We start from the raw sequence: 25,392 nt of genomic DNA, 5'->3' as shown, positions 1-25,392 counted from the left end.
ATGAATTCCCTGACCCGAAACGAAACCCGCGCGCTGGCTCGTACCGTTCTCGAACTCGACGTCAATAACCATGCGGGCGTGATGTCGCACGTCTGCGGACTCTTCTCGCGTCGTGCCTACAACGTCGAAGGCATTCTGTGCATGCCGGTCGGCATGGGCAGCACGAGCCGCATTTGGCTCATGGTGAACGAGGATGGCCGCCTTGACCAAATGGTGAAGCAACTCGAGAAACTCGAAGACGTACTAGCCGTGCGCCGCCATGGCACCGAGCATGAAGTGTTCGAGCGGCTGGAGGAGTTCTTCCGCTAGCCAGAAGCCGGGGCACAACCCGATCCCAAGCCCCGGCGGTTTTGGCCGCCGCCGAGAATCGCTATAACATGCGCTCCTGACGCGCCGGAGAACGAACAGGCCGGCGACGGAGGAGCCATGCGCCTGTTGCTTGTTGAAGACGACCCGATGATCGGTGCCAGTGTGCAGAACGGACTGCGCCAGGAAGGCTATACGGTCGATTGGGTGCGCGATGGTTCCGCGGCGGAACTTGCACTTGCCAACGGCGTTTATGCGTTGGTCCTGCTCGATCTCGGTTTGCCGAGAAAGACGGGGTTGGAGTTATTGGCTGGGATGCGGCGCAAGGGGCTCGACGTGCCGGTCCTTGTCATCACCGCCCGCGATTCGGTGGTCGACCGCGTCAAAGGCCTCGATGCGGGGGCGGACGACTATCTCGTGAAACCGTTCGACCTCGACGAACTCTCCGCACGCGTACGCGCGCTCCTGAGGCGCAAGAGCGGGCGCGCCTCGCCGGTTATCGAGCACGGGGCACTTTCGCTCAACCCGGCGACGCACGAGGTGACGCTCAAAGGCGTACCGGTGGCCCTTTCCGGTCGCGAGTTCGCCCTGCTGCACGCGCTTCTCGAAAAGCCCGGTGTCCCTCTTTCAAGGACGCAGATCGAAGAGCGCCTGTACGGCTGGGACGAAGAGATCGAGAGTAACGCGGTCGAGGTCTATATTCATTCGCTGCGTCGCAAGCTCGGGACCGAGTGGATACGTAATGTACGCGGTGTCGGTTACCTGGTACCGAGGCGTCCGTGAGATCGATCCGCCGCCATCTGCTGATCGCGCTGCTCGGCACACTCTGCGCCGCGATGCTGCTCGGCGGGTGGGCAACCTACCGGGCGGCGCGCGAGGAAGCCGGCATGCTTTTCGACTACCACCTGAAGCAGATCGCGCTCTCGCTGCGCGACCAGACCTTTCTCGGCCCTGCGGAAGCGCTGGCCAGCGACGAGAGCCTCGATTATGTCATTCGCGTCTGGGACCGCAATGGGCTCACGGTCTATTACTCGAAGCCGCACGAAGCTTTGCCCGAACTGACCCGACTCGGTTACTCGACCGCGGAGTCGCCGGAAGGCGAATGGCGGCTGTTTGCGATCCAGTACCACGGGCTGACGATCGCTGTGGCCCAGCCGATGCGCGTGCGCAATCAGCTGGCGGCGAATGCGGCGTGGAGCACCCTCAGGCCGTTCTTCGTGCTGCTGCCCGTACTTGGGGTGCTGATCTGGGTGCTCGTCGGACGCGGCCTGCGGCCATTGGCGCGCCTGGCGCACTCGCTTCATGAGCGCACGCCCGATTCGCTCAGCCCCTTGCCCGACGATAATGTCCCCGATGAAGCGCAGCCTCTCGTCTCGTCCCTGAACGATCTCCTCGCCCGGCTGAAGTCGGCGCTCGATGCGCAGCGCGCCTTCATCGCGGATGCCGCGCACGAGTTGCGTACGCCATTGACTGCGCTGCAACTGCAAACACAGCTTGTCGAGCGCGCGCCCACCGAGGCGGCGCGGACGGCCGCGCTTGCTGAACTCAAAGAAGGGCTGCAGCGGGCGACGCATGCGGTACAGCAACTACTAACCTTGGCGCGCCACGAGCCGGGTGCCGCGGAATACCGCAAGTTGCCGGTGAAGCTGGCTGATCTCGCCCGGCAATCGGTCGTCGACCACGCCTTGCTTGCGGATGCGAGAGATATCGATCTCGGTGTTGCAGAGACGGATGAGTCCGCGACGGTTCTCGCGGACGCCGATGCCCTGCGCGTCGTGTTCGCCAACCTGATCGGCAACGCGCTTCGGTATACGCCGACCGGCGGCCGAGTGGACGTGCGGTGCGGCTTGGAAGATGTGAAGGATGAGGGAAGCGCTGCCTTCCTCGAAGTCAGCGACACGGGGTCGGGAATCCCTGTCGAGGAGCGTGAGCGCGTTTTCGACCGCTTTTATCGTCGCGGTGGCGAAAGCGAGACGGGAAGCGGTCTGGGTCTGGCGATCGTGCGCACCATCGCGGATCGTCACCAAGCCCGGGTGGTTCTGGGAGATGTACCTTCTGGCGGGTTGCGCGTACGCGTTGTATTCCCGCCTCGCACCGCATCGGAATAGCCGCGACCTATGGAACCGCCGATTATTCCGGAGTCGGTGCCGGCAAAGGATACTCGGCCATAACTTCGTAGTCTGGTCCGGCCGTTGATAATCGAGAGCGAACGAGCACAAAGCGCGTACACGGCCACCGGATCGGTTCGATCGACGGCAGAGCGGAGCGGTGTTCGGTGCCCGCGACCTTGCGGATCAGGGTGATGTGCGGGACAAAACGGCGTCCCTCGTCATCGATGGTGAATCCGGCCGTTTTCAACGCTCCGCGCAGCCGATCAACCAAATCGGCCAACGCGTCGGAGGGCGCTACACCCGCCCACAGCAAACGGTTGTGGCGCCAGTAACCGATCCGGTCTACAACAAGCTCGAACGCTTGCCGCCCCACGCCGTTACCCGCGGTGATCGCATCATCGACTCGGTCGTCGTCGACATCGCCGAGAAAAGCCAGCGTTATGTGGATTGTCTGCGTTCGCGTCGGCTTGCCTCTATAGAACTCGTGACACCGTTGCGCGATCCTCTCGAGTTCGGCGGCCGCCGCCGTGTCGGGCCACAGCGCAAAGAAAAGTCTCATGTCGTTTGCTCGTCTCCAGGCATCGGTTGCGAAGCCGATGCTTGCTCTTCGAAAAAGGTTGGGGCCGGAGCGCAACTTGCCAGCGTTTCTTAAGTCGATTTTAAGTGTCGGCGTCGTACGATCTGCCTCATCGCAAGCGATATCGCTGCATTATTTGACCAAAAGGAGAGCGACAATGACTTCAAAGACACTCAAACGAAGCGTTATTGCCGCCGTCGTTACGGCGGCCATCGCCGGCGCCTATTCGTTCAGCGACGAGTATGCGCAGCACTGGTCGGCTCGCGCCGCCGCGTTGCAACCCACAGCTTCAGCGCCGCAACCGGCCGTGCCGGCTCCCCCCGCGTCCGCGGCGGCAAGTACGGGCGCGCCGGCTCCCTTGCCCGACATGAGCGCGATTGTTGCCCGCAATGGCCCGGCCGTGGTCAACATCAGCGTATCGGGTACGGCGAAAAACCAAGGTTCTCCTGATTTCCCGCAATTGGATCCGAGCGACCCCTTTTATGAGTTCTTCCGCCATTTCGGCATTCCGCAACAGGGCCAAGGTGGCGGAGAACGCCGTATTCGTGGGCAAGGGTCCGGCTTCATCCTGCGTGAAGACGGCGTCATCCTGACCAACGCGCACGTCGTGGAAGGTGCCGACGAGGTGATGGTCAAGCTCGTCGATAAGCGCGAGTTCAAAGCCAAGGTGCTCGGCTCCGATAAAGCCACCGACGTCGCGGTGCTCAAGATCGACGCACGTAATCTGCCGACGTTGAAGATCGGCAGTACGGCGAACACGCGCGTCGGCGAATGGGTATTGGCGATCGGCTCGCCGTTCGGCTTCGAGAACAGCGCCACTGCCGGCATCGTTTCGGCGAAATCGCGCTCGCTGCCGGACGACAACTACGTGTCGTTCATCCAGACCGACGTGGCCGTGAACCCAGGGAATTCCGGCGGCCCGCTGTTTAACATGGCGGGTGAGGTGATCGGTATCAACTCGCAGATTTATAGTCGTACCGGCGGCTATCAGGGCCTGTCGTTCGCGATTCCGATCGAGATCGCGGTCAAGGTGGAGCAACAGATCGTCAAATTCGGCAAGGTCCAGCGCGGCCGCCTTGGCGTGGCGATTCAGGAATTGAACCAGTCGCTCGCCGAATCGTTTGGCATCAAGAAGGCGGGCGGGGCGCTGATTTCGTCCGTGGAAGAAGGTAGTCCGGCGGCGAAGGCCGGGTTGCAACCAGGCGACGTCATCCTCGGTGTGGACGGCAAGGAAGTGACCAGTTCTTCAGAACTCCCGCCGTTGATCGGTGACGTTCGCCCTGGCGAATCGGTGAAACTGCAGGTCTGGCGCAAGGGCAATACGCGCGATGTCGAGGTGAAGGTCGGTGCGCAGAAGGAAACGACGGCCTCGGCCACGGAAGGAAGCAACAGCGCCGACCAGGGGCGCCTTGGTCTCGCCGTACGTCCGCTGACTGCCCAGGAGCGTCGTCAGGCGGATTTGCGGTCCGGCCTGTTGGTGCAGAACGCGTCGGGTTCGGCGGCGCGCGCTGGTATCCGTCCGGGGGACATCATCCTCTCGGTGAACGGGGAACCGGTAACGAGCGTCGAACAGTTGCGGGCTCTGATCAGCAAGGCGAACAAGCGCGTGGCGTTGCTGATCCAACGCGACGACGCCCAACTCTTCGTTCCGGTGGACGTCGGTTAACTTGCGGATCGACCAGTACAAACGGCCGCGCTGAGCGGCCGTTTCTTTTGTGGTGCAGGGTGCGGGTAGCTACTTTCGACCTCCGTGCGAGCCGCCCTTGTCCCAGCCATAGCGCACCGCTCGCTGCCAGCGGCTCCCCGCCTGCAACAGCGCGTTCGAGGCCGTCGGGGCAGTGGACGTGCCGACCTGCTTCGGTTGCGGTCGGCCGGGCTTGGCTGGTTTTCTGGGGCGATCGTTCATGGCGCGAAAAGCGGCGAAAATGCCTATGGTAGACTTTTCGCCCGATTCTAACGCCCCGGGAAACCCATGTCTGGCAATACCTTCGGAACTCTTTTCGCCGTTACGTCGTTCGGCGAGTCCCACGGCCCGGCCATCGGGTGCGTCGTCGACGGCTGTCCTCCCGGTCTCGAGCTCGATGCCGCCGATATTCAGGCCGAACTCGATCGCCGCAAGCCCGGCACGTCCCGCCATGTCACGCAACGCCGTGAACCGGATACGGTTGAGATTCTCTCTGGCGTTTTCGATGGGCGAACCACGGGAACCCCGATCGCGTTGCTCATCCGTAACCAGGATCAGCGCAGCAAGGATTACGGCAATATCGCCGAGACGTTCAGGCCTGGGCATGCGGATTATGCCTATACACAAAAATACGGATTTCGCGATTACCGTGGCGGCGGGCGGTCGTCGGCGCGCGAGACGGCTGTCCGCGTCGCGGCGGGTGCGATCGCCCGCAAATGGTTGAAGGAGCGCTACGGTGTGGCGATCCGCGGTTGGATGAGCCAGCTCGGCCCGATCGCCATCCCGTTTGTCGACGCCGACGCCATTTCTGCCAACCCGTTCTTTGCCCCGAACGCCGCGGTAGTCCCCGAGCTTGAAGCCTACATGGATGCGCTACGCAAATCGGGTGACTCGATCGGTGCGCGTATTCGCGTAACCGCCACTGGAGTGCCGCCCGGTTGGGGAGAACCCGTTTATGATCGGCTGGACGCCGAGATCGCTTACGCCATGATGGGCATCAATGCCGTCAAAGGCGTGGAGATCGGGGCGGGCTTCGCGAGTGTGGAGCAGAAGGGTAGCGAGCATGGCGACGAGATGACACCCGACGGCTTCCTTTCGAACAACGCGGGCGGGGTCCTCGGTGGAATATCGACCGGACAGGAGATCGTGGTCGATTTGGCTATCAAGCCCACATCGAGCATCCGTCTGCCGCGCCGCTCAATAAACCTGGCCGGCGATGCGATCACCGTCGAAACCCACGGACGCCACGATCCTTGCGTCGGCATTCGCGCCACTCCGATTGCCGAAGCCATGCTGGCGCTTGTTCTTGTCGATCACGCACTACGGCATCGCGCGCAGTGCGGCGACGTCGAGTGCGCGACGCCGCGCCTTCGGCCTCAGCGCTAATTTCCAAGAGCCGCTGCGCTTTGCGCGCGGCGCCGACCCGCGTCGGCCGAGGCTTCGTCTGGTGCTGTTTGCCAACCTGCACATGCGGCATTGAGAACCGTTATCGGCTGTCCTGTTTACTGACCAAAATTGCAGTATCACGGGGGTCAACACTTTCCCGGCGCGGTGGTAAATTAATCGCGCAGACGTTCATCTAGCCTGCCGTTTTTCAACCGCGCTGGCTGTGCATCGGCCCGGCCAGATTTACAGAGTGAGGGTACGATCATGCAGATTGAGCATCACGAGCTTCACCGCGAGTTCCCTGAATTTCTGGATGTAATGCAAGCGTTGAGAACATCGGATAGTACGTTCAGTCAAATGTTTGACGAGTATCACAACCTGACCAACCAAGTGGAACGCCTCGAAGAAGAAGACATCCCGGTCGACGATTTCACGATCGAAGACATGAAGAAGATGCGCGTGAAACTCAAGGACAAGATGTATCGGATTCTGGTAGCCCATAGAACCAGCAACTGACGCTTCTCTGTTCGGCGGGGCGGGGGCATTCGGTAGAATCTCCGGATGCACCGTCTCCCATACTGGCGACTTTCCGCCTACTACTTTTCCTATTTCGCCTTCATCGGCGTCTTCTCCCCGTATTTCGGGCTATACCTCCAGTCGTTATCCTTATCGGCGTGGGACATCGGTGTGGTGATGTCGCAGATGCAATTGATGCGTCTGTTCGCGCCTTATCTTGCTGGCGGTCTGTCGGATCGCTTGCAGAAGCGGATTCTCATCGTCCGAACGAGTAGCGCCGCGGCGCTTGTCGTTTTCTTCGCTTTCCTGTTTAGCAATACGTTCCTGACTGTGCTGACGGCGATGTCCGTTTTTTCGTTCTGTTGGGCCGCGGCTTTACCGCTAGTCGAAACATTGACGTTCGACCATCTGCGCGAGAATCCTGCGCGTTATAGCCGAATCCGTGTATGGGGCTCGATCGGCTTTGTCGTTGCCGTCCTGGGGACGGGCGCTTTGCTCGATCGGGTGGCGATAGCCAGCCTCGTCTGGATCGGTCTCGGCTCGTTGTTGTGTATTTTCGCTTCCGCGGCTGTCGTCCCGGATGCCGAAGGCCACGTATCGGGAACGGAGCGGCGGCCAGTTGGGCAGATACTCAGGCAACCGAGAGTTCTCGCTTTGTTCGTCGCGTGTTTCGCGGCCTACGCGGCGCATGCGGCGCTGAACATCTTTTACTCGATCCTGCTGTCCGACCATGGGTACAGCAAATCGGCCGTCGGCATGTTGTGGACGATTGGCGTCATCGTCGAAATAGGCGTGTTCTTTTTCATGCCGCGCCTGATGCGTCGATTCAACCTGCGCGTGATTCTGCTGGCCAGCCTCGGCGCGGCAGTCGTCCGCTTCGTGATGATCGGTGCTGCGGTGGATTTGCCCGCCATATTGGTGTTCGCGCAACTCCTGCATGGTCTGACCTTCGGTTCGTTTCATGCCGCCGCCATCGCTGCCGTCAATCGCTGGTTTCCGGACAGTACCCGTTCGCGTGGGCAGGCCTTGTACTCGAGCCTGTCCTTCGGGGCCGGAGGACTGGTGGGTGGGCTCGTGAGCGGCTGGACTTGGGGAAGCCTCGGCGGCGAAGCGACGTTCGCGCTCAGCTCGGTCTATGCTTTGATAGGGTTTCTATTGGTCGCTCGCTACGTCAAGAAGAGCGATGTCAGCGAACAGCCGGCAACCGGCGTTGTCCATGCAACACCCAATCGATGAGGGATGCCATGAAAACTCCAACGATGAAAAATGGCGCCTTGGCGCTGATTGTGACGCTCTTTCTTACCGGATGCGCGACCACAACCACCACGACGGGAGGCGCGGTCGGTGTCGATCGGCAACAGACCATGCTTGTGTCCGCTGCTGAAGTTAATCGGGCAGCGGAGAAGGCGTATACGCAGACGATCGGCGAAGCGCGGGCGAAAGGGCTCCTCGACCGCAATCCGGCTCAGGTGCAGCGCGTGCGGACGATCGCGGGCCGGTTGATTCCGACGACGGGTGTCTTCCGTCCCGATGCGCCGAGCTGGCGTTGGGAAACCCACGTCATTACGTCGAAGGAACTCAACGCGTGGTGTATGCCGGGAGGCAAGATCGCCGTGTATACGGCACTCATGGAACAGTTGGGCCTCAGCGACGACGAGTTGGCCGCTGTGATGGGCCACGAGATAGCGCATGCGCTGCGCGAGCACGGACGTGAAAAGGCTGGCCAGGCAGCGGGAATGGACGTGGCGGCCGCCATTGGTGGCGTGCTGATCGGCTCTTACTATGGCGTCGACCCGAGCCTTGGACAGAACGTTCTCGGGACGGTGGGTGATCTGGCGTTCATGCGACCGAACTCGCGGGCTATGGAACAAGAGGCGGACCGCGTCGGTATCGAACTGGTGGCACGCGCTGGTTATAACCCGCACGCTTCGATCTCGCTCTGGGAAAAGATGGCCCGCGCTTCCGGTAATGGTGTTCCGCAATGGCTCTCGACACATCCATCTCACGAGTCGCGAATCGCCGACCTGCGCGTCTATGCCGACCGCGTCGATCCGCTGTACAAGGCGGCGCAACGAAACAATTGACTTGTTCTTCATAGGCTTGTCCAAGCTGACAGCCCTTCTGCACCATGCGATAATCGGTCGCCCGGCAGTACCGAGAATGCCTTCGGTTTAGGGGGGCATGGCGGCGGTATGCTGCCGGTAATGAAGGGTGAGCGATCGCGGTCCGATCTGCCAATGCAAATACTCCATTTTTCAGCGGAGACCGAAAAACATGAGAAAAGGCGTTTCCTTTATTTGCGTCATGTTGTGCCTCGCATCATTGGCTGCGTGCAACACGATTCAGGGGGTCGGGCGTGACATCGAGCGCGGCGGCCAGGCGATCGAGCGGGCGGCGAACAAGTAAGCGAGGAAGTGCGTATTGAGGAAGACGGTCGGGGCCTTTTGTCCGGGCTGTCCGTCCTGAACGAGTTGCAACAAGTACCGAACAACACAAAGGAACCACAATGAAGATTTGCGTTTTGCCGGGTGATGGGATCGGGCCGGAAATCATGGCCGAAGCGGTGCGTGTGCTGAAAGCGCTTGATCTCAAGTTCGAAATGGAAGAAGCGCTCCTCGGCGGTTGCGCCGTTGATGCCACGGGCAGCCCATTTCCGGAAGCGACGCAAAAGCTCGCCCAACAGGCCGATGCTGTTCTGCTCGGCGCGGTGGGCGGGCCGAAATGGGACGTGCTGCCGCGGGAACAACGCCCGGAACGTGGGCTGCTCGGCATCCGTAAGCTGCTCGGCTTGTTCGCCAACCTGCGGCCGGCCGTTCTCTACCCAGAGCTGGCCAACGCTTCGACGCTTAAGCCCGAAGTGGTAGCGGGTCTCGACATCCTGATCGTGCGTGAACTCACCGGCGATATCTATTTCGGTCAACCGAGAGGTATTGAAACGCGTTTGGTAGACGGGAGATCGCAACGTGTCGGCGTCAATACGATGCACTACTCGGAAAGTGAAATCCGGCGCATCGGGCGTGTTGCTTTTGAAGCTGCGCGCAAGCGTCAGCGCAAGGTGTGTTCGGTCGACAAGATGAATGTGCTCGAAACGACGCAACTTTGGCGTGACGTGATGAACGAACTGGCGCCGGAGTATCCGGACGTCGAATTGACGCACATGCTGGTCGATAACGCGGCGATGCAGTTAGTGCGGGCGCCGAAACAATTCGACGTTATGGTGACCGGCAACATGTTTGGCGACATCCTGTCGGACGAGGCATCAATGCTTACAGGCTCGATCGGCATGTTGCCGTCGGCCTCGCTGGACGAGAACAACAAAGGCATGTACGAGCCTTGCCACGGCTCCGCGCCAGACATCGCCGGGAAAGGGCTGGCTAACCCGCTGGCGACGATTCTTTCGGCGGCGATGATGCTGCGTTACACGTTTGCGCGTGAAGATATGGCGCAACGTATCGAGAACGCCGTGAAGAAGGTTCTCGCTGAGGGTTACCGTACCGGCGACATTTTCGAGCCGGGAACGAAGAAAGTGGGCACGCGTGAAATGGGCGACGCGGTGCTGGCCGCCTTGTAAGGCGGCAAGGTTTTTTACTCCTTGATTGGGAAATCTTGAAATGATGAAGGTCGGTTTTGTTGGATGGCGCGGCATGGTCGGTTCGGTGCTCATGCAGCGCATGGTGGAAGAACGGGATTTCGATCATATCGATCCCGTCTACTTTTCGACCTCCGCCATTGGCGGCACTGGCCCGGCTCTGGGCGGCAAAGACGGTGGCGTGCTTCAGGACGCCATGTCCGTCGACCTTCTGAAACAAATGGATGTCGTCGTGACGTGCCAAGGCGGCGACTACACCAAAGAGGTCTTCCCGAAACTGCGCGCTACGGGCTGGAATGGCCACTGGATCGATGCCGCGTCTTCGCTGCGCATGGAGAAAGACGCGGTGATCGTTCTCGATCCCGTCAACCTCGACGTAATCAAGAACGCGCTGGTCAAGGGCGGTAAGAACTGGATTGGCGGCAACTGCACCGTTTCGCTGATGCTCATGGGCCTCGGCGGGCTGTTCCATAAGGATCTGGTCGAGTGGGTTTCGGCCATGACCTACCAAGCGGCCTCCGGCGCCGGCGCGCAAAACATGCGGGAATTGATCGCCCAGATGGGTGCGTTGCACGATGCGGTGAAGACCGATCTTGCTGACCCCGCCTCGGCCATTCTTGAAATCGACCGGAAGGTATCGGAAACGATGCGAGCTCCGTCATTTCCGACCAAGAACTTTCGCAACACGGCGCTGGCTGGCAGCCTGATTCCCTGGATTGACGTTCCCGTTGAGGGAGGGCAATCGAAAGAGGAGTGGAAGGGCGGTGCCGAGTGCAACAAGATTCTTGGGCGGCCGGCATTCCGTACGCCGGGCAGTATTCCGATCGACGGCATTTGTGTGCGTATCGGTGCCATGCGCTGTCATTCGCAAGGTTTGACCATCAAACTGAAGAAGGACGTTCCCATCGATGAAGTGTCCGACATCCTTGCCCAAGGCAATCAATGGGTCAAAGTTGTTCCGAATCAGCGTGAAATCACCGAACGCGAACTTACGCCGGCGGCGGTTACCGGAACGCTGACCGTGCCGGTTGGTCGCTTGCACAAGCTTGCTATGGGACCTGAATACCTCGGAGCCTTTACGGTGGGCGACCAACTATTGTGGGGTGCCGCCGAGCCTCTGCGTCGTATGTTGCGCATACTCATCGATAAGTGATTGTGTTTTATGAACAAAAAGCCGGGGTTTTGGCCCCGGCTTTTTGTTGTATCGAAACACCACATTTGTTGTTTCGATACCCCACATCACAAGCAAGTTTAGCTTGCATGGCTAACTCCATGATGTTATTTTAATAATTCCGGTTTGGACGCTCAGGGTGGCGCCGTGGCTAATAAAACATATCAAGCACAAAAATTCCTTCGCTTACGTACCTCGGTTATGGCCGTGGCTTCCTGTCTCGCACTGACAGGGATGCCCTCGGCCGCAAACGCAGCTGGTTTGGGGAGAATCGTCGTATTTTCGGCGCTCGGGCAGCCTTTACGAGCGGAAATCGAAGTAACCGCGACGCGGGAAGAATTATCCGGTATGACGGCAAAGCTGGCGCCGCCGGAGGCGTTCAAGCAGGCCGGGCTCGATTACGCCACCACCCTCCTGGGAATCAAATTCAACCTCGAAAAGCGTCCGAACGGCCAACCGGTGCTCAAACTCAGCTCCGATCGCCCAATCAACGATCCGTTTGTAGACATGCTAATGGAGTTGAACTGGTCAACCGGACGGTTGGTGCGCGAGTACACATTCCTCCTCGATCCGCCGGAAGTGGCCGCCAAGAACGCTGCGCCCGTGGCCTCAGCCACTGTTGCGCCCACCGCGCCCACCGGAGCGACAGGTAAAGCCCCGGTGCCAAGCGCTCGAAGCTCTGGCATCGACGATGAGGTACGCGAGAAAGCGCTGGCCAGGTTGCGGAGCCGGGAATCGGCGCCCGCGCCGCAAGCTGCACAACCGGCCGCACCGGCGCAACCCACTCCGAAAGCGGCTGAGTCGTCCGCCGAGAGCCACGATACGTGGACGGTCAAGAGTGGTGACACGCTGCGCAAAATCGCAACTCAGACGAAGCCGGAAGGTGTTTCCCTCGATCAGATGCTCGTCGGCCTGTTGCGGGCAAATGAGGACGCCTTCGATGGCGGAAACATGAACCGGCTGAAGTCCGGGAAAATTCTTTCGGTACCGCCCAAGCCAACGGTCGAGTCTCTCCCCGAAGCCGAGGCCCGTAGCGTCGTCGTCGCACAGTCCTCGGACTGGAACAACTATCGGCGAAAATTGGCGGCGACTGCGGCTCAAACGCCGGTCCAGGAAACTCCGGCCGGTCAGGAATCGGCTGGCAAGATCACCGCCAAAGTGGATGACAAGGCGGCTCCGACGACCGAACCCAAGGATCAGTTAAAAGTCTCAAAAACCATCACCGCTGGCGGCAAGGGCGGAGCGGCGGCGAAAGCGAGTGAAGAGGATATCGTCGCGCGTGACAAGGCAATCAAGGAAGCGAACGAGCGTGTGGCGGCTCTGGAAAAGAACGTTGCCGATTTGCAGAAACTGCTTGAACTGAAGAACCAGAACCTTGCTGAGTTGCAGAAGCAGGCAGCTGCGCAACAAGCGGCCCCCGTCGCCCCCCCCCCCCCTAAACCGGAAGTTGCACCTCAACCTGCGGCGAAAGCAGAGGCTCCGGCCGTCCCGGCACCCGCTCCGACGCCTCCGCCAGCAGCGGAAAAGCCGAGCGAGCCGGCCACCCCCGAATCGAAGCCCGAAGTAAAACCGGAGGCGCCTGCTCCGGCACCCGCGGCGGCCACCGAAATGCCGGCCGCCCCTCCTGTACCGGCGAAGCCCAAACCCGCGGCACCTCCACCGCCGCCTCCGCCCGAGCCTAGTATCGTTGACGACCTGCTGGACAACCCGCTGTTACTTGGCGGCGCTGCCGTGGTTCTCGCGCTCGGCGGCGCTCTCGTCGTCGCCCGTCGTCGGCGGGCTGGAAAGGAAGAGGCCCCTATCGATCTGAGCAGCACGTTAGCGCCGCAGAGTGCGAGCCTTGCTGCCAACTCGGTTTTCCGCAGTACGGGCGGGCAGAGCGTTGATACCTCGTCCCATACGCCAGTGCAGACTGACTTCAGCCAAGCCGGTCCGGGCAGTATTGATACGGACGAAGTCGACCCGGTCGCCGAAGCCGACGTTTATATGGCCTATGGCAGGGACGCGCAGGCCGAGGAGATTCTCGTTGAAGCGCGCCAGAAAGATCCGAAGCGTTATGCGATTCATTTGAAACTGCTGGAGATCTACGCGGGCCGTAAAGACGTAAAACAATTCGAGGCTCTGGCGACAGAACTCTATGGAGAAACCGCGGGCGTTGGAGCAGATTGGGAAAAAGCCGCTGCCATGGGCGCGAAGCTTGACCCGGGCAACCCGCTGTTCAAGGGTGCTAAAATCGGCGCTGACGCGTTCGACGCAGATGCCACCGTCGTTGTTTCACCGCAGTCCATGAAGAATACGGTGACAATGCCGGGTGAACTATCGCGGCTCGCCGGGGCGGCGGGTGTTGCCGCGGCTGTTTCTGCCGCCGAGCCCAGCCCGGTCCCTGCGCCGGTTGCTGCGGCTGCAGCACCAGCTGCTGAAGTTCCCGATCTCAATACCCTGGATTTCGATCTTGGTCCTAATGAGGGGACGGTTTCCACGCCGGCCGCCAAGCCGGCTCCGCAACAGCAATTGCGCGAGGAACCGGTGAAAGCCGCCGAGCCGGCACCTCTCGATTTCGATCTCGGCCTTAATGCGGCACCGCCAGCGCCTGCAAAGGCGGAACCGGCGGCTTCGGCCGCGAAGAAGGATCAAACAACGACTGATTTCGATTTCAAGCTGCCTGATTTGCAAGCCGCAACGACAAGCCAGCCCGGGCCAGTGGGAACGTCGTCGGCTCTCGATTTCGATCTCGGTAACGAGCCTCATCTCGGCGCCGTCGCGACCCATCCGCTGGGACTCGGGGCGGAGACGGCCAAGGCAGAGCCTTCTTCTGTTGCTCCGGCTGTGCCGGCGGATGAGGAGGGCGTAGAGTTCGATGTCAGCCTGACGGAATCGACATTCCTCGGCCGGTCCGAACCGGGGAGCACGCCCTATGACATGTCGATGATCGACCTGGACCTCGGCGAATCGGCTCCTCAGAAACCGGTGGACAAACAGCCCGAGCCGGCTGTAGTGCCGGCGGCCAAACCGGTCGTCGATCGGGCGGAGCAGCCTTTTGACGAGGCGCAGGTATCGACAGCGGTGAACCCTGACTTCATGACCGAGCAGGCAGAAACGGTGTTCAACCCGCAGTTTGCGGCCGAACCGGAAGACCTGCTGCCGCCACAGGACTTTTCCGTGTCGTCGTCGTCTCAGACGAAGGCTCCTGAGCCGGCTACCGCGCAGGAGGAGATGCTGCCTGAGTTCGAAATCAGCGCGAACGAGGAGGTGGCCACCAAACTCGATTTGGCGAAAGCTTATGAAGAGATGGGCGACCTTGAAGGTGCACGCGAACTTTTGCAGGAAGTCATGAAAGAGGGCGACGGGACGCAACGCGAGAAAGCGCAGGCGATCCTCGCCAAGATTGGCGAATAGTCCCGGTTGCGAACTTGAATCGAGGCCGCGGTCCGGTACGGGTCCGCGGCCTTTTTATTTCTTGAGCATCTTTCTTGCCTCAATTAGCATCTCATCTTCATCCGACGACCCGTCTGGTTGTCTGGCTCGCATTGATGATCGGAGTGCAGGCGATGAGCGGGGTCGTGCTTGCATCTGCTTTCCTTGTCGTGCCGATGCTTGGGCTGCGCGCACTCCGCCGCAGTAGTCGGCTTATCTGGCGTACGCGTTATCTGCTGGTCTCGCTCGTCGCTGTGTTCGCGTGGGGTGTTGCTGGCGAGCCGGTTTGGGACGGGCCGTTGGCACCCACGCGTGAAGGGTTGGTGGTCGCGCTGACCCATCTTGGGCGCTTGATATTGGTGTTGATGGCGGTCGGCGCGTTTCTCGAAACGATGCCTGTCCCTGACTTGCTGGCCGCTACCCGTGGCTTGCTTAGCCCGCTGGGTCGCTTGGGTGTCGATTGCGACCGCGGAGTCGTTCGACTGATGCTTGTTTTGCGTTACATGGAGAGCTTGCCTAGACCCCGAGGCTGGAGGACGTTGCTCGACATGCCGGCCACAGGAACAACCGAGCTGGTTGAGGTCCCCCATTACGACCGCGGTTGGGTGGATTATGTGGTCCTGTTCTTGGTCGTGTTGGGAATGGTGACCATCTATCTGGGGTAGAAGAAATGCGTGTTGCATTAGGCATCGAATATGATGGCTCATCCTACAGGGGCTACCAGGAACAACCGGGCGGGCAGACGATCCAGGATGAACTGCAGCGGGCGCTCGCGAAGATCGCCGCTACGCCGGTCAACGTAGTCTGCGCGGGACGGACCGACGCCGGAGTGCATGCGACTGGCCAGGTTGTTCACTTTGATACCGAAGCGAGACGTCCGATGACCGCGTGGGTGCGCGGCGTGAATACCTTCCTTCCACCGGACATCGCGATACGCTGGGCGCGCGTGGTGCCCGATGCCTTTCATGCACGGTTTTCCGCGTTCGGTCGTTCCTACCGCTACCTGCTGATCAACCGGCCGCAGCGTCCCGGTGTGTGGAATGGCCGGGCTGGCTGGTATCACCATCCGCTCGATGTTTCTCGTATGCGGGAAGCCGCGGGCTTACTGCTCGGTGAGCACGATTTCTCGGCGTTTCGCGCGGCGGACTGTCAGGCCAAGTCGCCGGTCAAGCTCATGCGACGGGCCGAGGTGAAACGTTTGGGCGACCTCGTGGTCTTCGATTTCGAGGCCGGCGCGTTTCTGCATCATATGGTGCGCAATCTGGTCGGTAGCCTGGTCTATGTTGGTCAAGGAAAGCAACCTCCGGGTTGGGTCGCGGAATTGCTCCTCAAAGCGGACAGGCGGCTGGCGGCTCCGACCTTTTCCCCGGCAGGGTTGTATCTTGTCGGTGTGCATTACGAGCCTCATTGGGGGCTTCCCAGCAACGAGGGAGCGGTTGAAACGCTTTTCTGACATCGGAACGGACGATCTCGAATGAAAACGCGCATCAAGATCTGCGGCTTGACCCGCCTTGAGGACGTTCGGGCCGCTGTCGCGGCTGGCTCGGATGCTATCGGGCTCGTCTTCTATCCGCCAAGCCCACGATACGTGGAACGCGAGACGGCCGCTGTTCTGGCGCGCGCCGTGCCGCCCTTCATTACCGTGACTGGCCTTTTCGTTAATGCTGCGCCTGCCGAGGTCCGGGAAACGCTGGCTGTCGTGCCGGTTCATCTGTTGCAGTTCCATGGCGACGAAGACGAAGCGTACTGCCGCCAATTCGACCGGCCGTACATCAAGGTCGCTCGGGTGAAGCCGGGAATGGATTTGCTACAATACGTTGCAGGATTTCCTTCCGCGCAGGCAATTGTTCTCGATGCATTCGTGGATGGCTTCGGTGGTGGCGGAAAGACGTTCGACTGGAATTTGATTCCGTTGGAACTCGGCAAGCCGCTTGTTTTGTCCGGGGGCTTGAACGCTGCGAACGTGGGTGAGGCAATCGCACTAGCTAGACCGGAGGCGGTCGACGTATCGTCCGGCGTCGAAAGTGCGAAGGGAATCAAGGATGCGGACAAGATTCGTTCGTTTGTCGCGGCCGTGCGTGCGGCCGGACTGATGCCGATCGACTGATCGGCCGTTGCGGGAGCTGTTGGCCCAAACGGGATTATCGATGCGCAAGACTCCTGGCGGGATTACCCGCACTTGCTGGCGACGCTTCTACGCCGACCATGCTTGAGGCAGCCGACTGCTAGCCGGTCGTTGTCTTTTTTTTCCATTGCATCTGCCTCAGGAGAAATCATGGTTGCTCCAAGTTACGATTTACCGGACGCCCGCGGCCATTTCGGTCCGTATGGCGGCATTTTTGTTGCCGAGACGCTGATCCCGGCTCTCGAAGAACTGCGCGCGGCATATGCCGAAGCGCTGAAGGATCCGGCGTTTATCGCCGAGTTTGAATACGACCTCAAGCACTACGTCGGGCGACCAAGTCCCGTGTACCACGCTAAGCGGTGGTCCGAGCAACTCGGCGGCGCGCAGATCTATCTCAAGCGCGAGGATTTGAACCACACCGGTGCCCACAAGGTGAACAATTGCATCGGCCAGGCGATTCTGGCCCGGCGTATGGGCAAGAAGCGCGTTATCGCGGAAACCGGCGCCGGCCAGCACGGCGTGGCGACGGCCACGGTGGCGGCGCGTTACGGCATGGAATGCGTGGTGTACATGGGGTCCGAGGACATTCGGCGCCAGGCTGCCAACGTCTATCGCATGAAACTTCTCGGTGCCACCGTCGTGCCGGTCGAGAGCGGCTCGAAAACGCTCAAGGACGCGATGAACGAGGCGATGCGCGACTGGGTGACGAACGTTTCCGAAACCTTCTACATCATCGGCACCGTCGCCGGGCCACATCCCTACCCCATGATGGTGCGCAACTTCCAGGCGGTGGTTGGCAAAGAAGCCATCGGACAGATGCAAGAACATTGCGGGCGTCACCCTGACGCCGTTATCGCTTGCGTCGGCGGCGGCTCGAACGCCATGGGCATATTTCACCCGTACATTCCGGTGGAAAGCGTGCGGCTGATTGGTGTCGAGGCGGCGGGTGACGGACTGGAAACGGGACGTCATGCGGCCTCGCTGAATGCCGGCCGGCCCGGTGTTCTGCATGGTAACCGCACGTACTTGCTGCAGGATGAAAACGGCCAGATCATCGAAACGCATTCGATCTCGGCTGGGCTCGATTACCCGGGGGTCGGCCCCGAGCACTCCTGGCTCAAGGATTCGGGGCGCGCGGAGTACGCGACGATCACCGATATGGAGGCTCTGGCGGCTTTTCATACGCTGTGCCGGATGGAGGGAATCATTCCGGCTCTCGAGTCCAGCCATGCGCTGGCGTATGCGGCGAAGTTGGCGCCGACGTTGCCGAAAGACAAGGTGCTGCTCGTTAATCTCTCGGGTCGGGGTGACAAAGACATCCACACCGTCGCCGAAAAGTCGGGGATTAAATTCTAATGTCCAAAATTCAAGCCACATTTGAGCGCCTCCGGGCGCAGCGGCGCAAAGTCCTCATTCCCTTCATTACGGCGGGTGACCCGGACCCGGCCTTGACCGTGCCCTTGATGCACGCGCTGGTCGAAGCCGGATCGGACATCATCGAACTGGGCGTCCCCTTTTCGGACCCGATGGCCGATGGCCCGACCGTTCAGCGCGCATCGGAGCGCGCGCTTGCCAAAGGGGTGAGTCTGCGCAAGGTCCTCGGTATGGTTGCCAACTTTCGTGCCGACAACAACGAGACGCCGGTTGTATTGATGGGATATGCCAATCCCATCGAGGCGATGGGCGTCGAGGAATTCGCCGCGGCGGCGTTCGACGCCGGTGTCGATGGCGTGCTTGTCGTCGACTATTCGCCGCAGGAAAGCGGCGAATTCGCCAAGGCGATGCAAGCCAATGCGCTCGATCCGATTTTCCTGCTTGCCCCGACTTCGACGCCGGAACGCGTGGCCGAAGTCGCGGCACTCGCCAGCGGGTACGTCTATTATGTGTCGCTCAAAGGCGTTACCGGGTCGTCGGCGCTCGACGTGAAGGCGGTGACGGCACGTATTCCCGAACTGCGCGCCGCGCTCGGCGTTCCGGTTGGCGTTGGTTTCGGCATTCGCGACGCTAAGACCGCCGGCGCTGTGGCGCGGGCGGCGGACGCCGTGGTCGTCGGTAGCCGGATCATCGAGGAGATCGAATCCTCGACAGCGGAGGACGTGTGTGCTCGTGTGCGCGACCTGGTGATCGAGCTGCGTGAAGGCATTGACGACGCGATGATGCCAGCCTGCGCAGGAGAGTGCTGATGAGCTGGCTCAACAAGCTCCTGCCACCGAAGATCAAACGCAACGAACCGGGAACGGCGCGCAAGTCGTCGTTGCCGGAAGGCTTGTGGACCAAATGCCCTTCGTGCGAAACAGTCCTTTACGCCACCGATCTAGAGAAGAACTGCAACGTTTGCCCGAAATGCGATTTTCATAAAAGGATCAACGCGCGGGCACGTGTGGATTTGCTGCTCGATGCAGAAGGACGTTTCGAAATCGGCGCCGAGGTTTTGCCTGTAGATGCATTGAAGTTCAAAGATAGCCGTCGCTATACCGAGCGTCTGCTCGATGCATCCGAGAGCACAGGCGAGACGGACGCGCTGGTTGTCATGCAGGGATCGTTGCATACAATTCCCGTCGTTGTCGCGGCATTCGAGTTCGAGTTCATGGGCGGGTCGATGGGCGCGGTGCTTGGCGAGCGTTTCGTGCGAGGGGTTCAGGCGGCATGCGAGCATGGCTTGCCGTTTATTTGCGTGACGGCATCGGGCGGGGCGCGCATGCAGGAAGGGCTGTTCTCGCTGATGCAGATGGGTAAGACCTGTGCGGCGCTCACTCGCTTAACGGCAGAAAAACTGCCGTTCATCTCGGTTTTGACCGATCCCACGATGGGCGGCGTTTCCGCCTCGTTTGCCTTCATGGGCGACGTGGTGATCGCCGAACCCGGGGCCCTGATCGGTTTTGCAGGTCCTCGCGTAATCGAGCAGACGGTGCGGCAGAAACTTCCAGAGGGGTTTCAACGCGCTGAGTTCCTGCTCGAAAAGGGGGCCATCGACATGATTGTTGACAGGCGCGAACTGAAGGCCAAGCTCGCGCAGTTGCTGACCTTGCTGCAGAAGCTACCGGCCGCTGCGTAAGGTTGGGCGAAAAAACTACTGGCCGCTTTCGCCGGGCGGCCGGTAGTTCCCCTTGCCTGCAGTATGTCCGGTGCTTGTTCCAAAGACCTTGTTTCGTTGCCGTGAAAACTCTTCTCGAATGGCTTGATCATCTCGAGCGTCTGCATCCAAAAGGGCAAGGCGGGATCGAGCTTGGCCTCGACCGTGTGGCTTGCGTGAAGGCCGCCCTGCAGCAGAAGGCGAGTGGTCCTGTCATCGTGGTCGGGGGAACAAATGGCAAAGGGTCGACCTGTGCCTATCTCGAAGCGATCTATGCGGCCGCCGGCTACCGGGTCGGTTGCTATACCTCGCCTCATCTCGTGGACTACAACGAGCGCGTGCGCGTCGATCGCGGCCCGATTGACGATGACGCATTGTGTGAAGCTTTCTCGCGTGTGGAAGCCGCCAGACAAGCGGCTGGTAACGTGGCGCTCACCTATTTCGAGTTCGGAACGCTGGCGGCATGGGAAGTCTTTGCAAGGCGAGGCGTCGACGTGACGATTCTCGAAGTCGGACTTGGCGGTCGGCTCGACGCGGTGAATGTCTATGATGCCGACTGCGCCATTGTGACGGGAATCGCGATTGACCATACGGATTGGCTGGGCCCGACACGCGAAACGATCGGTTTTGAAAAAGCCGGAATCTTTCGTCCCGCGGCCGGAGGCCGCGTAGCCATTTGTGCGGATCCGCAACCCCCGCAGTCATTGCTGGGCCATGCGGCCCGTATCGGCGCCGATCTGCGCTTGTTCGGCCGCGATTTCGGCTTTTCTTCCGAAAGAGAGGGCTGGACGTTTCTTGTTACGGGCGCGGTCCGTCTCGAAAACCTTCCGTGCCCGGCCCTGATTGGCGACTATCAGCTGCGCAATGCCACCGCCGCGCTCATGGCGATCGACGTACTCGGTGGCCAGCTGGTGGTGACTCCGGAAAACGTGCGCCGTGGCTTGCTTGAACCCGATTTGAAAGGCCGGTTCCAGAGGTTGCCCGGTCGTCCGACCATTGTGCTCGACGTCGCCCATAATCCGCAGGCGACGGGGGCCTTTGCCGCCAACCTCGATGCCATGGAAGGGTTCGCCCAGACGATTGCGGTCGTCGGTATGCTGCGCGACAAGGATATGGCGGGAGCGCTCGCGCCACTGGCCGGGCGTGTGGATCGGTGGCTGGTCGCTGGTTTGGACGTCCCTCGCGGTGCGGTGGCTGAAGCCCTGGTGTCGGTCATTGAAACCAATCGGCTGGGCGGCTTGGTCGAACGGTTCGAGTCGCCGGCCGCCGCATTTGCGTACGCGGGTAGGGTGGCGAGCGAAAATGATAGAATTATTGTTTTTGGATCCTTCTACACGGTGGCGGCCGTGCTGCGAGCGGTCCAGAACCACGGCTGATCGGTTCGTTTACCGGTTTTGCTCTCGTTACAAATCCGCCGTGACCTCACGACCCCGACGATAAACGAATGGCCGATTCATCTGATGCCAACTTGCAGTTGAAAAAGCGAGCCCGGCGCCGCCTCGTGGGGGCTGTCGCTTTCGCAGGCTTGGCTGCCGTTATTCTGCCGATGGTGATGGACGAGGAGCCGAAGCAGCAAGTTCAGGACGTCCAGATCCGCATCCCGGAGCGCGACAAGGCACCGCCGTTCAATCCCTCCGCAAGTAAACCCGAGCAGGCGGCGCATACTCGGACGGATAACGAGGCTTCTGGGACGGCAAAAGATTCCGGCTCCGAAGCGCACTCCGGTAAAACGGCCGATGTTGCGACGCCCAAACCGCCGGTGCGGCCCCCCGAAAAAACCATTGAGAAGCCCGCGGAAAAGGTTACCGAGAAGCCAGCACCGAAGCCGGCCGAGAAGACGCCTGAGAAGACCGTCAAATCCGCCGAAAAACCCGCCGAAAAACCCACTGAGAAACCCACCAAGGCGAGCGAAAGCGAGGCTCAACGCGCCGCTGCGATTCTGGCAGGAAAATCCCCGGAAGCCGCCAGTGCCGCGTCGGCAGGCGGGAGCGGCCAGTTCGTGATCCTGATCGGCGCCTTCTCGAACCAGGCCAACGTTAAGCAATTGCAGACGAAGATTTCGGAACTCGGCGTTAAGGTGTATACCGAGCCTCTCGATACGCCGGAAGGGCGCAAAACGCGGGTACGAGCCGGCCCCTTCCCGAATCGTGACGCGGCCGACAAGGCCTTGTCGCGAATGAAGAAGATTGGTGTCAACGGCGTCATTGCGGCCAAGTAATGACGGGGCTTGATTACGCCGTTATCGTCATCGTAGCCGCCTCGGCCTTGCTTGGACTCTGGCGAGGCGTTGTCGGCGAAGTGATCGCCTTGGGCGCATGGGTCTTGGCTTTCTTCGCTGCGAAGTGGTGGGCGGCCGAGGTGGCGAACCTTTTCACCTTCATAGCCGATCCCGGGATGCGTGTCGTTGCCGCGTGGGTCGCCATTTTTATGGTGATCCTGATCGTCATGGCGCTGATCCGGCTGGCCGTGCGCGGATTGCTCGCAGCCCTCGGCCTCAGCCTGGCAGACCGTTTTCTCGGCATTATCTTCGGGGTTGCGCGCGGCCTGTTGGTGGTGCTGGCGCTGGTGGCCATCGGTGCGATGGTGGGGTTGCCGAAGGAAAAGTGGTGGAGCGAAGCGTATTTCCTGGCTCCGCTTGAAACGGCGGTAATTGCGGCGAAGCCGTGGCTGCCTCCGGAAGTCTCCAAACGTATTCGATTCAGGTAGGAAAAAAGCTATGTGCGGTATTCTCGGGGTTGTCGCTACCACACCAGTCAACCAGCTGCTCTACGACGGACTTATGGTGCTCCAGCACCGGGGGCAGGATGCGGCGGGCATTGCCACCGGAAATGGTGACGCATTCCATATGCATAAAGGGTCTGGCTTGGTGCGCGACGTTTTCCGTACGCGCAACATGCGTGCGCTGCCCGGAAACATGGGTATTGCGCATTGCCGCTACCCGACAGCGGGCTCGTCGTCCGACTCTGCCGAGTCGCAGCCTTTCTACGTGAACTCGCCGTTCGGTTTGGTGCTGGCCCATAACGGCAACCTCACGAATACGCAGCAATTGCAGGAGGAGATGTTCCGCCAGGATCTGCGCCACATCAACACAAATTCGGATTCCGAAGTCCTGCTGAATGTACTCGCCCACGAGTTGCAGGAATCGGCCAAGGGATTCCGACTCGACCTGGATACCATCTTTGCCGCCGTTTCCGGTGTGCACCGGCGCTGCCGAGGTGCGTACGCCGTCGTCGTGCTGATCGCCGGCTACGGTATGCTGGCGTTCCGTGACCCGCACGGTATCCGACCGCTCGTCATCGGCGTTAACGAGACGCCCGAAGGTAACGATTACCTCGTGGCATCAGAATCCGTCGCACTCGACACGCTGGGGTTCAGGGTGCTGCGCGACGTCGCGCCCGGGGAAGCCGTCTTCATCGATATGGCGCGCAACATCCACTTCCGGCAATGTGCCGAGAGTCCGGTGCTTTCTCCTTGTATCTTCGAGTACGTTTACCTGGCGCGTCCCGACTCCGTGATCGACGGTGTTTCGGTTTACGAAACCCGCCTGCGCATGGGCGAACATCTGGCGGATAAAGTGGCGGAGCGCATTCCGGTGAGCGAGATCGACGTCGTCATCCCGATTCCGGATTCGAGCCGTCCGTCGGCGATGCAACTTGCGCAGCGTCTCGGACTGCCGTATCGCGAAGGCTATGTGAAGAATCGCTATATCGGTCGCACGTTCATCATGCCTGGACAGGCGACCCGGAAGAAATCGGTGCGCCAGAAGCTCAATACGGTGGCGCAAGAATTCAAGGGTAAGCGCGTTCTGCTCGTCGACGATTCGATCGTCCGCGGAACGACGAGCCGGGAAATTGTCGAGATGGCGCGAGCCGCTGGCGCGCTGAAGGTCTACTTTGCCTCGGCCGCGCCACCCGTCCGCTACCCGAACGTTTATGGCATCGACATGCCGACGCGCGGCGAGTTGATTGCCACTGGACGCACCGACGACGAGATTGCGCGCGAGATTGGCGCCGATGCGCTGGTCTATCAGGATCTCGACGCACTGAAGGCCTCGGTTCGCGGGCTCAAGCCGTCGTTGGCGAGCTTCGACTGCTCGTGTTTCGATGGATTGTATGTGACCGGGGACGTGACGCCCGAATACCTCGACGCGGTCGAGGAGTCTCGTGGCGGCAAGGCGATGTCCGGAAACGTCGACGGTGGTGATTCGCGTCAATTGAACTTGAACCTTAAAACGGCGGGCATTGCAGATGGACAAGAAGTACGCGCCTGAAACTCTTGCGGTGCGAGCCGGGCAGGCGCGTAGCCAGTTCAACGAGCACGCGGAAGCGCTTTACCTCACATCGAGTTTCGTATTCGACTCGGCGGCGCAGGCCGCGGCGCGGTTTTCCGGTGAGGAAGAGGGGAACGTCTACTCGCGTTTTACGAACCCAACGGTGACCGCTTTTCAGGAACGTCTGGCCGCCCTTGAGGGAGGCGAGGCGTGCGTGGCGACGGCGTCGGGCATGTCGGCGATTCTCTCGCTAGTCATGGCGCTTTGTAGCGCCGGAGATCACATCGTTGCTTCGAGCGGCTTGTTCGGTGCCACGCAGCAGCTTCTTGGCAATATCATGTCGCGCTTCGGTGTCGAAACGACGTTTGTTGCGGCAACCGACGTGAGAGCCTGGGAAGCGGCCGTGCGGCCGCAAACCAAACTTTTTTTCCTCGAGACGCCATCGAATCCGCTGACAGAAGTTGCCGATATTGCTGCTCTGGTTGAGGTAGGACGTGCGGCGGGTGTGCGAGTCGTCGTCGACAACTGTTTCTGCACGCCGATCTTGCAGCGCCCGCTCGATTTTGGCACCGACCTCGTTGTCCATTCGGCGACTAAGTTTCTCGACGGCCAGGGCCGCGTGCTCGGCGGTGCCGTGGTCGGCGCACGCAAGCTCACCGACGAGGTTTTCAAATTCCTGCGCACGGCAGGGCCCACGCTCTCGGCGTTCAACGCCTGGGTACTGCTCAAAGGCCTGGAGACATTGAAGATTCGCCTCGAGGCGCAATCGGCGAATGCGCTGGAATTGGCGCGCTGGCTTGAGGCGCACCCGAAAGTAGCCCGGGTTTATTACCCCGGTCTCGAGTCGCATCCTCAGTTCGAACTGGCGCAGCGGCAACAGAAGAGCGGTGGCGCGATCGTCGCATTCGAGGTGAAAGGGGCTCGCGCCGAGGCGTGGAAAGTCGTGGATAGCTGCCGGTTATTGTCGATCACGGCCAATTTGGGCGACACGAAGACGACTTTGACCCATCCCGCGACCACGACCCACGGTCGAATTACGCCGGAACAACGAGCGGCAGCGGGCATTACCGAAGGGCTATTGCGCATCGCCGTTGGCTTGGAAGCACCGGTGGATCTGCAGGACGATCTGGATTCGGGTCTGCAACTGATCTGATCTAGGTCCTCTCCGCC

Annotated in this window: 24 protein-coding genes; 23 read left to right on the top strand and 1 reads right to left on the bottom strand. The window is 60.7% G+C overall.

The genetic code is table 11. The annotated features are described in order from the left end of the window. The 3 genes from ilvN to NZ453_RS18810 all read left to right on the top strand — a co-directional run bounded on the left by ilvN (position 1) and on the right by NZ453_RS18810 (position 2,414). Entirely contained in the window at positions 1–309 is a 309-nt protein-coding gene (ilvN, locus tag NZ453_RS18820; RefSeq protein ID WP_263772411.1) for an acetolactate synthase small subunit, read from the top strand. A gap of 117 nt (positions 310–426) precedes the next feature. Further along, a complete protein-coding gene (locus NZ453_RS18815; protein WP_263772410.1) occupies positions 427–1,089 on the top strand; it encodes a response regulator in 663 nt (220 codons plus the stop codon). Continuing rightward, positions 1,086–2,414, top strand: coding sequence for an ATP-binding protein (locus tag NZ453_RS18810; protein WP_263772409.1), 1,329 nt, complete (start codon positions 1,086–1,088; stop codon positions 2,412–2,414). The genes NZ453_RS18815 and NZ453_RS18810 overlap by 4 nt, the downstream gene beginning before the upstream one ends. A 22-nt stretch (positions 2,415–2,436) precedes the next feature. Here the strand turns inward: NZ453_RS18810 and thpR are convergent, their stop codons facing one another. After that, a complete protein-coding gene (gene thpR / locus NZ453_RS18805; protein ID WP_263772408.1) occupies positions 2,437–2,976 on the bottom strand; it encodes an RNA 2',3'-cyclic phosphodiesterase in 540 nt (179 codons plus the stop codon). A gap of 175 nt (positions 2,977–3,151) precedes the next feature. Here thpR and NZ453_RS18800 point away from each other — a divergent pair, with 175 nt between their 5' ends. The 20 genes from NZ453_RS18800 to NZ453_RS18705 all read left to right on the top strand — a co-directional run bounded on the left by NZ453_RS18800 (position 3,152) and on the right by NZ453_RS18705 (position 25,375). Then, positions 3,152–4,660: a DegQ family serine endoprotease gene (locus NZ453_RS18800; protein WP_263772407.1), complete on the top strand. Its 1,509-nt coding sequence runs from the start codon at positions 3,152–3,154 to the stop codon at positions 4,658–4,660. Between the two features lie 306 nt (positions 4,661–4,966). Further along, positions 4,967–6,064 carry a chorismate synthase gene (gene aroC / locus NZ453_RS18795; protein WP_263772406.1) on the top strand — a complete coding sequence of 366 codons (1,098 nt, stop codon included), beginning with the start codon at positions 4,967–4,969 and terminating at the stop codon, positions 6,062–6,064. 264 nt (positions 6,065–6,328) lie between these two features. After that, positions 6,329–6,580 (top strand): HP1242/YdcH family protein, encoded by a 252-nt coding sequence (locus NZ453_RS18790; protein ID WP_263772405.1) that lies wholly within the window; start codon positions 6,329–6,331, stop codon positions 6,578–6,580. Between the two features lie 45 nt (positions 6,581–6,625). Next, positions 6,626–7,816 (top strand): MFS transporter, encoded by a 1,191-nt coding sequence (locus NZ453_RS18785; protein ID WP_263772404.1) that lies wholly within the window; start codon positions 6,626–6,628, stop codon positions 7,814–7,816. Between the two features lie 8 nt (positions 7,817–7,824). Further along, complete coding sequence (locus NZ453_RS18780) at positions 7,825–8,664, top strand: M48 family metallopeptidase (RefSeq protein WP_263772403.1); 840 nt, start codon at positions 7,825–7,827, stop codon at positions 8,662–8,664. 190 nt (positions 8,665–8,854) lie between these two features. Continuing rightward, positions 8,855–8,986, top strand: a complete 132-nt coding sequence (locus NZ453_RS18775; protein WP_263772401.1) for an entericidin A/B family lipoprotein — start codon at positions 8,855–8,857, stop codon at positions 8,984–8,986. Positions 8,987–9,086: 100 nt separating this feature from the next. Beyond that, on the top strand, positions 9,087–10,151 hold the full coding sequence (gene leuB / locus NZ453_RS18770; protein ID WP_263772399.1) for a 3-isopropylmalate dehydrogenase: 1,065 nt from the start codon (positions 9,087–9,089) through the stop codon (positions 10,149–10,151). 40 nt (positions 10,152–10,191) lie between these two features. Beyond that, positions 10,192–11,322, top strand: coding sequence for an aspartate-semialdehyde dehydrogenase (gene asd, locus NZ453_RS18765; RefSeq protein ID WP_263772398.1), 1,131 nt, complete (start codon positions 10,192–10,194; stop codon positions 11,320–11,322). 219 nt (positions 11,323–11,541) lie between these two features. Then, on the top strand, positions 11,542–14,736 hold the full coding sequence (locus NZ453_RS18760) for a motility hub landmark protein FimV (protein WP_476747336.1): 3,195 nt from the start codon (positions 11,542–11,544) through the stop codon (positions 14,734–14,736). 74 nt (positions 14,737–14,810) lie between these two features. Next, positions 14,811–15,419 (top strand): energy-coupling factor transporter transmembrane component T, encoded by a 609-nt coding sequence (locus tag NZ453_RS18755; RefSeq protein WP_263772395.1) that lies wholly within the window; start codon positions 14,811–14,813, stop codon positions 15,417–15,419. 5 nt (positions 15,420–15,424) lie between these two features. Further along, positions 15,425–16,207, top strand: coding sequence for a tRNA pseudouridine(38-40) synthase TruA (truA, locus tag NZ453_RS18750; protein ID WP_263772394.1), 783 nt, complete (start codon positions 15,425–15,427; stop codon positions 16,205–16,207). A gap of 21 nt (positions 16,208–16,228) precedes the next feature. After that, positions 16,229–16,861 carry a phosphoribosylanthranilate isomerase gene (locus tag NZ453_RS18745; protein ID WP_263772392.1) on the top strand — a complete coding sequence of 211 codons (633 nt, stop codon included), beginning with the start codon at positions 16,229–16,231 and terminating at the stop codon, positions 16,859–16,861. A gap of 168 nt (positions 16,862–17,029) precedes the next feature. Further along, positions 17,030–18,235, top strand: a complete 1,206-nt coding sequence (gene trpB, locus NZ453_RS18740; protein ID WP_263772390.1) for a tryptophan synthase subunit beta — start codon at positions 17,030–17,032, stop codon at positions 18,233–18,235. Further along, the gene (trpA, locus tag NZ453_RS18735) at positions 18,235–19,062 is read left to right on the top strand and encodes a tryptophan synthase subunit alpha (protein WP_263772389.1); all 828 of its coding nucleotides are present in this window, start codon (positions 18,235–18,237) and stop codon (positions 19,060–19,062) included. The genes trpB and trpA overlap by 1 nt, the downstream gene beginning before the upstream one ends. Further along, positions 19,062–19,934 carry an acetyl-CoA carboxylase, carboxyltransferase subunit beta gene (accD, locus tag NZ453_RS18730; protein WP_263772387.1) on the top strand — a complete coding sequence of 291 codons (873 nt, stop codon included), beginning with the start codon at positions 19,062–19,064 and terminating at the stop codon, positions 19,932–19,934. The genes trpA and accD overlap by 1 nt, the downstream gene beginning before the upstream one ends. Positions 19,935–20,035: 101 nt before the next feature. Further along, the gene (gene folC / locus NZ453_RS18725; protein WP_263772386.1) at positions 20,036–21,328 is read left to right on the top strand and encodes a bifunctional tetrahydrofolate synthase/dihydrofolate synthase; all 1,293 of its coding nucleotides are present in this window, start codon (positions 20,036–20,038) and stop codon (positions 21,326–21,328) included. Positions 21,329–21,396: 68 nt separating this feature from the next. Next, positions 21,397–22,170: an SPOR domain-containing protein gene (locus NZ453_RS18720; RefSeq protein WP_263772384.1), complete on the top strand. Its 774-nt coding sequence runs from the start codon at positions 21,397–21,399 to the stop codon at positions 22,168–22,170. After that, positions 22,170–22,658 (top strand): CvpA family protein, encoded by a 489-nt coding sequence (locus tag NZ453_RS18715; RefSeq protein ID WP_263772383.1) that lies wholly within the window; start codon positions 22,170–22,172, stop codon positions 22,656–22,658. Before NZ453_RS18720 ends, NZ453_RS18715 begins: the two co-directional genes overlap by 1 nt. A gap of 10 nt (positions 22,659–22,668) precedes the next feature. Next, complete coding sequence (gene purF, locus NZ453_RS18710; RefSeq protein ID WP_263772382.1) at positions 22,669–24,222, top strand: amidophosphoribosyltransferase; 1,554 nt, start codon at positions 22,669–22,671, stop codon at positions 24,220–24,222. Continuing rightward, on the top strand, positions 24,200–25,375 hold the full coding sequence (locus NZ453_RS18705) for an O-succinylhomoserine sulfhydrylase (RefSeq protein ID WP_263772380.1): 1,176 nt from the start codon (positions 24,200–24,202) through the stop codon (positions 25,373–25,375). The genes purF and NZ453_RS18705 overlap by 23 nt, the downstream gene beginning before the upstream one ends. Positions 25,376–25,392 lie beyond the last annotated feature (17 nt).

Source organism: Propionivibrio soli (assembly GCF_025770765.1).
Taxonomy (GTDB): domain Bacteria; phylum Pseudomonadota; class Gammaproteobacteria; order Burkholderiales; family Rhodocyclaceae; genus Propionivibrio; species Propionivibrio soli.
The sequence above is the reverse complement of the archived record's forward strand: the minus strand, read 5'-3'. Positions and strand labels throughout refer to the sequence as shown.

Coding starts and splice junctions, on each gene's coding strand:
- ilvN (WP_263772411.1), top strand. CDS start 1: ATGAATTCCCTGACCCGAAACGAAACCCGCGCGCTGGCTCGTACCGTT.
- NZ453_RS18815 (WP_263772410.1), top strand. CDS start 427: ATGCGCCTGTTGCTTGTTGAAGACGACCCGATGATCGGTGCCAGTGTG.
- thpR (WP_263772408.1), bottom strand. CDS start 2,976: ATGAGACTTTTCTTTGCGCTGTGGCCCGACACGGCGGCGGCCGCCGAA.
- NZ453_RS18800 (WP_263772407.1), top strand. CDS start 3,152: ATGACTTCAAAGACACTCAAACGAAGCGTTATTGCCGCCGTCGTTACG.
- aroC (WP_263772406.1), top strand. CDS start 4,967: ATGTCTGGCAATACCTTCGGAACTCTTTTCGCCGTTACGTCGTTCGGC.
- NZ453_RS18790 (WP_263772405.1), top strand. CDS start 6,329: ATGCAGATTGAGCATCACGAGCTTCACCGCGAGTTCCCTGAATTTCTG.
- NZ453_RS18785 (WP_263772404.1), top strand. CDS start 6,626: ATGCACCGTCTCCCATACTGGCGACTTTCCGCCTACTACTTTTCCTAT.
- NZ453_RS18780 (WP_263772403.1), top strand. CDS start 7,825: ATGAAAACTCCAACGATGAAAAATGGCGCCTTGGCGCTGATTGTGACG.
- NZ453_RS18775 (WP_263772401.1), top strand. CDS start 8,855: ATGAGAAAAGGCGTTTCCTTTATTTGCGTCATGTTGTGCCTCGCATCA.
- leuB (WP_263772399.1), top strand. CDS start 9,087: ATGAAGATTTGCGTTTTGCCGGGTGATGGGATCGGGCCGGAAATCATG.
- asd (WP_263772398.1), top strand. CDS start 10,192: ATGATGAAGGTCGGTTTTGTTGGATGGCGCGGCATGGTCGGTTCGGTG.
- NZ453_RS18760 (WP_476747336.1), top strand. CDS start 11,542: ATGGCCGTGGCTTCCTGTCTCGCACTGACAGGGATGCCCTCGGCCGCA.
- truA (WP_263772394.1), top strand. CDS start 15,425: ATGCGTGTTGCATTAGGCATCGAATATGATGGCTCATCCTACAGGGGC.
- NZ453_RS18745 (WP_263772392.1), top strand. CDS start 16,229: ATGAAAACGCGCATCAAGATCTGCGGCTTGACCCGCCTTGAGGACGTT.
- trpB (WP_263772390.1), top strand. CDS start 17,030: ATGGTTGCTCCAAGTTACGATTTACCGGACGCCCGCGGCCATTTCGGT.
- trpA (WP_263772389.1), top strand. CDS start 18,235: ATGTCCAAAATTCAAGCCACATTTGAGCGCCTCCGGGCGCAGCGGCGC.
- accD (WP_263772387.1), top strand. CDS start 19,062: ATGAGCTGGCTCAACAAGCTCCTGCCACCGAAGATCAAACGCAACGAA.
- NZ453_RS18720 (WP_263772384.1), top strand. CDS start 21,397: ATGGCCGATTCATCTGATGCCAACTTGCAGTTGAAAAAGCGAGCCCGG.
- NZ453_RS18715 (WP_263772383.1), top strand. CDS start 22,170: ATGACGGGGCTTGATTACGCCGTTATCGTCATCGTAGCCGCCTCGGCC.
- purF (WP_263772382.1), top strand. CDS start 22,669: ATGTGCGGTATTCTCGGGGTTGTCGCTACCACACCAGTCAACCAGCTG.
- NZ453_RS18705 (WP_263772380.1), top strand. CDS start 24,200: ATGGACAAGAAGTACGCGCCTGAAACTCTTGCGGTGCGAGCCGGGCAG.